Genomic DNA, 1,237 nt, shown 5'->3' with positions numbered 1-1,237 from the left:
TTACAACTCCTGCTGACAATTATAGTTTTGATGGAGGCAGCACTTGGACTACAAATCCAATTTTATTAAATCCTGCAGATTCGTATTATAATATTCTTATTAAAAATGCAAAAGGTTGTAAATCAAACTCACAATATGTCTACATAAACAAATATTATCTGTCCTCACCAAATGTATCTGCTATTCAACCCACCTGTAGTACTACCACAGGAACTGTAATAGTAAATACTACTGCAGACCAATATAGCTTTGATGGAGGAATAACCTGGACTACAAGTCCTGTAAAGAAAAATTTAGCAAGTGGCTCCTACAATGTATTAATAAAAAACACTCTGGGCTGTACCTCCAGCGGCAGTTATGTCTATATAAATACACCTCCTGCAATTCCTGCGGCACCTGTTGCAACCAAAGTTCAACCTTCTTCCTGCGATGCTACTGATGGCAGCATCACCATAACTACACCTGCTATAAGTTATAGTTTCAATGATGGAAACAGTTGGACAACAAGTCCTACGAAAATAAATGTGGGAGCCGGTACCTATATTATTAAAATCAAAACAAATTCATATAGCTGCGAATCATCGACCGCTGTTGTCAATTTGAGTGCTGGTCCTGCAATTGCTGCTCCTGCATTTACTACTACACAGCCAAACTGCAGCTCATCAAAAGGCTCAATTACCATTACAACAAATGCCGCTACTTATAGCTTTGACAACGGGTTAACCTATGTTTTTTCTAATACAAAAACAGATCTTACTCCGGGTATTTATTTCATAAAAATTAAAAATTCAGCAGGTTGTATTTCAGATGCTGCTCCGGTCACGATCTCACCATTATTACCGCTTGCTGCTCCTGCCTTTACAGCAGTTCAACCTACTTGTACCAATTTTACAGGATCAATTTCAATTAATACCGTAGCCGATTTTTATAGTTTTGATAACGGAATCACGTTTGGGACCTCCAATACAAAATCTAATCTGTCTGCAGGAACCTATAATTTGATTGTTAAATATAATTCAGGTTGTATTTCTCTTGCCGCTACCATTACTATACAAGATGCGCCTGCAATTCCTGTTGCACCACAAGCTGTAGTCACAAACCCAACTGGCTGTAATCCTACAGGCACTATTATCGTTTCAACGGTTGCAAATCTGTATAGTTTTGATGATGGTCTTACCTGGAGCACCAGCAATACTGCCAGTTTATCTCCCGGAAGTTATTTTATTCGAATAAAATA

The 1,237-nt window shown here is 38.1% G+C and carries 1 protein-coding gene; it reads left to right on the top strand.

The genetic code is table 11. The features are described 5' to 3' along the window. The coding region (locus B0A80_RS20715; protein WP_165769299.1) for a hypothetical protein at positions 1 to 1,237 on the top strand (1,237 nt) is incomplete at both ends.

This window comes from Flavobacterium tructae (assembly GCF_002217475.1).
In the GTDB taxonomy this organism is placed as follows: Bacteria; Bacteroidota; Bacteroidia; order Flavobacteriales; family Flavobacteriaceae; genus Flavobacterium; species Flavobacterium tructae.
Note: the sequence above shows the minus strand (reverse complement) of the source record. Positions and strands in the feature narration are given on the sequence as shown.